Origin of the sequence: Halogeometricum sp. CBA1124 (assembly GCF_009741955.1) — an archaeon.
GTDB classification, from domain to species: Archaea; Halobacteriota; Halobacteria; order Halobacteriales; family Haloferacaceae; genus Halogeometricum; species Halogeometricum rufum.
The window spans coordinates 1-4,141 of sequence record NZ_WPCD01000268.1 but is presented as its reverse complement, the minus strand read 5'-3'; the positions used below and the strand labels follow the sequence as shown (position 1 = coordinate 4,141).

Annotated in this window: 4 protein-coding genes and 1 pseudogene; 4 read left to right on the top strand and 1 reads right to left on the bottom strand. The window is 69.3% G+C overall.

What is annotated here, in order from left to right; genetic code table 11:
- A pseudogene (locus GJ632_RS22540) lies at nucleotides 1–548 on the top strand (chromosome partitioning protein); the annotation flags it as partial.
- 60 nt (nucleotides 549–608) lie between these two features.
- Nucleotides 609–752 carry a hypothetical protein gene (locus GJ632_RS22535; protein ID WP_177232513.1) on the top strand — a complete coding sequence of 48 codons (144 nt, stop codon included), beginning with the start codon at nucleotides 609–611 and terminating at the stop codon, nucleotides 750–752.
- A 50-nt stretch (nucleotides 753–802) separates the two neighbouring features.
- On the opposite strand, the gene argS is transcribed toward GJ632_RS22535, so the two are convergent.
- Complete coding sequence (gene argS, locus GJ632_RS20030; RefSeq protein ID WP_191453855.1) at nucleotides 803–2,557, bottom strand: arginine--tRNA ligase; 1,755 nt, start codon at nucleotides 2,555–2,557, stop codon at nucleotides 803–805.
- Between the two features lie 208 nt (nucleotides 2,558–2,765).
- On the opposite strand from argS, the gene GJ632_RS20025 reads away from it, so the two are divergent.
- Together GJ632_RS20025 and ribB are read left to right on the top strand one after the other, a co-directional pair.
- The gene (locus GJ632_RS20025) at nucleotides 2,766–3,473 is read left to right on the top strand and encodes a DUF120 domain-containing protein (RefSeq protein ID WP_191453854.1); all 708 of its coding nucleotides are present in this window, start codon (nucleotides 2,766–2,768) and stop codon (nucleotides 3,471–3,473) included.
- On the top strand, nucleotides 3,474–4,141 hold a 668-nt coding region (gene ribB / locus GJ632_RS20020), incomplete at its 3' end, for a 3,4-dihydroxy-2-butanone-4-phosphate synthase (RefSeq protein WP_191453853.1). It abuts the gene before it with no gap.

Sequence of the window (4,141 nt, the reverse complement as noted above, 5' to 3'; positions counted from 1 at the left end):
CAGTCGCCGCCGCGACGGCGGACGGGGAGACGGCCGACGAGGAGGCGACGGGGGCCGACGACCCGCTGGCCGACCCGACGGCCGATTCGGACGCCGGGTCGGCTCCCTCGCCCGACGCGGACCCACTCGTCGAAGTCGGCGGCGTGTCGGGGGACGACCCCGACCCGGCCCCGGACGCGGACGCCGCGGACGAACCCCTCGTCCAGACGGGCGCGGTGGGCGGCATCTCCGCCGACGGACCGGCCGCGGACGAACCGGCCGCTGACGAACCGGCGGACGACGACCCCCTCATCGAGACGGCCGAACCGGGTGACGCCGACGGCGGCGACGACGCCGAGGTGACCGACGCCGACGAAGACGTGACCGACGACGACGAAGACGCGACCGACGCCGACGACACCGACGGGGACGAGGCCGAGACGGACGACGCGGACGGGGAGCAGAACGACGGCGAGGAGGGCGTCTACACCACCTCGCTGGCGGACGCGCAGGACGAACCCGAGGAGAAGGAGGAGAAGAAGGGGCTGTTCGGCCGCTTCCTCGGCTGAGCGGTCGCACGACGCCGCGAAAGGAGAAGTTCTTTTACTCGTCTGTGAGGAGTCGTCGGTATGGCTGACTCTGGCTCGAACGTCCCGTTCTGGTGGATACTTCTGTTCGTCCTCCTCGCACTCGGTGCGGGCGCAGGAATCGTCTTGGCTGTCGGCGGGTCGCTCGTCTCCTCCGGCGCGGGCGCGTTGCTACCTCTCCTCTGAGACGGACGCGCGGCACCGCGCGGACGACTGGCGCGCGTGACCGCTGCCGTCTACATCGACTCGGGCGCTTCGATGCCGAGCGTGTAGAGCGCGTTCGCCACCGTGTGTCGGGCGGCCTCCACGAGTCCGAGGCGCGCGGCGGCGACGGCGTCGTCGTCGGCGTTGAGGACCGAACACTCGCGGTAGAACGTGTTGAACGTCTCCGCGAACTCCCGGACGTACGTCGCGACCACGTGCGGTTCCAGGTCGTCGGCGGCCCGTTCGACCGTCGCCGGGAAGCGGGCGACGACGCGAATCAGGTCCCGTTCGGCCTCGGTGTCGAGGAGTGAGACGTCCGTCGACGGTTCGATGCCCGCGGCCTCGGCTTCGCTCTGGATGCCGCAACAGCGCGCGTGGACGTACTGCACGTACGGCGCGGACTGCGCCTCGAAGTCGAGGGCGCGTTCCCACTCGAACGTGATACCCTTCGTGGGCTGTTTCGAGACGATGTCGTAGCGGACGGCCCCGATGCCGACCTGCCGGGCGATACGGTCGATGTCCTCCTCGTCCAGTTCGTCGTCGCGGATGCGCGAGTCCAGACGGTCCTCGACCTCTTCGCGGGCGCGGGCGACGGACTCGTCCAGCAGGTCGTCCAAGTCCACGCCCGTCCCCTTCCGGGTGGACATCCCGCCCTCGGGGAGGTTGACCCACGAGTAGAACGTCTGCCGGAGTTGGTCGGTGTCGTTGCCCAGAATCTCCAGCGCCGCGTTCAACTGCTCGGCCTGCAGTTTGTGGTCCTCGCCGAGGACGGTGACGGCCTCGTCGTACTCCTCGAACTTCCACTCGTGGTGGGCCAAGTCGCGCGTCGTGTAGAGCGTCGTCCCGTCGGACCGGAGGAAGACGAGGTTCTTCTCGAAGCCGAACGCCGAGAGGTCGAGTTGCCAGGCGTCCTCCTCGTAGACGGCGTGCTCGGTGTCCTGCAGGCGGTCGACCACGCCGTCGGCGTCGCCGTTGCGGATGAACGTCGTCTCCTTGACGAACTCGTCGAACTCCGCCGGGAGGCGTTCCAGCGACTGCCGCATCCCGCCGAGGACCTGATCGACGACGACGGCGACGCGTTCGTACGTCTCCTCGTCGCCGGCCTCCAGCCCCTGCATTATCTCGGCTATCTCCGCCTCGGCGGCGGCGAGGTCCTCGTCGTCGGCTTCTTCGAGGTACGCGTTGCCCTTGCGGTAGTAGCGGACGAGTTCGTAGTCCGAGCGGTCGCGTTCCGGTTCCGGGAGGTCGGACTCGTCGAACGTCTCGTGCGCCCACGTGAACACGGCGACCTGTCGGCCGGCGTCGTTGACGTAGTAGTGTCGCTCCACGTCGTTGCCGGCGAACTCCAACACGCGCGCGATGGCGTCGCCGAGGATGGGGTTGCGCGCCCGGCCGACGTGGACCGGTCCCGTCGGGTTCGCGGAGGTGTGCTCGACGACCACGTCCTTACCGGTGTCCGGCAGGTGGCCGTACGCCTCCTCGCGGCCCGCTTCGAGGGTCTCGGCGTAGTAGGCGTCGCTCACGAAGAAGTTCACGTAGGGACCCTGCGGTTCGGCCGATTCGAGGTAGTCGTACGGTGTCGCGTCTATCTCCTCGGCGATGTCCACGGCCACCTTCGGCGGCGGCGCGCCCACCTCGCCGGCCAGACGGAAGGCGACGCTGGAGGCGAGTATCGCTGGCACGTCCTCCGGCGGTTCTTCGACGCCGAGGTCGTCGGTCGGCAGGTCGAGCGAAGAGAGCGCGGTTTCCACCGCGTCCTCGACCTCCGAACGGAGTGCTCTGAACATACCCGCCATTCAGGAGGTGCGGCTAAAGGCCTTTCCGAACGCCGTCAGCGCCGTTCGGGCGGCGGTGCCGCGACCGACACAGTTACCCCGGAACCGTCCGAATTCCGAACCGAACCGAGGGTTCCGCTCGCTCCGTCGCCGCTATCTCAATTCTGGGATGCATCTCACATCCGGTACGCTTATCCGTGTTTACTCCGAACTGTGAGTGATGTCAGAATCGGCACAGGCCACCGTCGGGTACGACGAACTGGCCGCGCTGAAGTTCGTCGCCCTGGAGGGCGGTCGAACCGGCCCCGTGAAAGTCTCCTGCTCCGGGCTCGCCGACCGTCTCGCGGCGTCGACGCAGACCGCCTCGCGCCGCCTCCAGCGACTGGACGAGGCGGGGTACGTGGAACGCGACGTGGTGTCGGACGGCCAGTGGGTCTCGCTCACCGAGAGCGGCGAGGCGGCACTCCACCGCGAGTACGCCGACTACCGCCGCATCTTCGAGTCGGAGAGCGCCGACAGCGTCGAACTCACCGGCACCGTCACCAGCGGGATGGGCGAGGGTCGTCACTACATCTCGCTGCCGGGGTACCAGGCGCAGTTCGAGGAACGCCTCGGCTACGAACCGTTCGCCGGCACGCTCAACGTCGAACTCACCGAGGAGAGCGTCCGCGCCCGCGCCGCGATGGCGTCGCTGGAGGCCGTCCCCATCGATGGCTGGGAGGACGAGGACCGGACGTTCGGTCCGGCGACGTGCTACGCCGCGACGGTCCGCCACGCGGGCCAGTCGTTCGAGACGGCGCACATCATCGTCCCCGAACGCACCCACCACGACGAGTCGCAGGTGGAGATAATCGCCCCCGAGAAACTCCGAGACGAACTGGGACTGGACGACGGCGACGACGTGACCGTCGTCGTGGAGGCGGTGTAGATGGCGCAGCGAACCGACGACGCCCTCTCGCGCGCCCTCGCGGCGTTCCGCGCCGGCGAACCCGTCCTCGTCCACGACTTCGACGACAGGGAGGGCGAGACGGACATCGTCTACCCCGCGGGCGCCGTCGGACCGGCGGACGTGGCCCGTCTCCGCAACGACGCGGGCGGCCTCGTCTGCGTCGCCCTCTCCGACGCGGTGAGCGACGCCCTCGACCTGCCGTTCCTCGACGACGTCATCGACCATCCGACGGCCGTCGACCACCAGTTGGCGTACGACGACCGGTCGTCGTTCTCTCTGCCGGTGAACCACCGCGACACGTTCACCGGCATCACGGACGAGGACCGCGCGCTCACCATCTCGGAACTGAGCACGGCCGCAGAACGGGCGCTCGCGGGCGACTACGGTGCCGACGACTTCGCCGCCGAGTTCCGCTCGCCCGGCCACGTCAACCTCCTCCGCGGCGCCCCCGAGTTGCTGGCCGACCGACAGGGCCACACCGAACTCGGCCTCGCTCTCGCCGCCGCGGTGGACCGTCCGCCCGCCGTCGTCGTCTGCGAGATGCTCGACGACGAGACGGGGGAGGCGCGTTCGCCCGCCGCCGCCCGCGACTACGCCCGCCGAAACGACCTCGTGTACGTCGAGGGCGAGGACCTGGTCGAGCGACT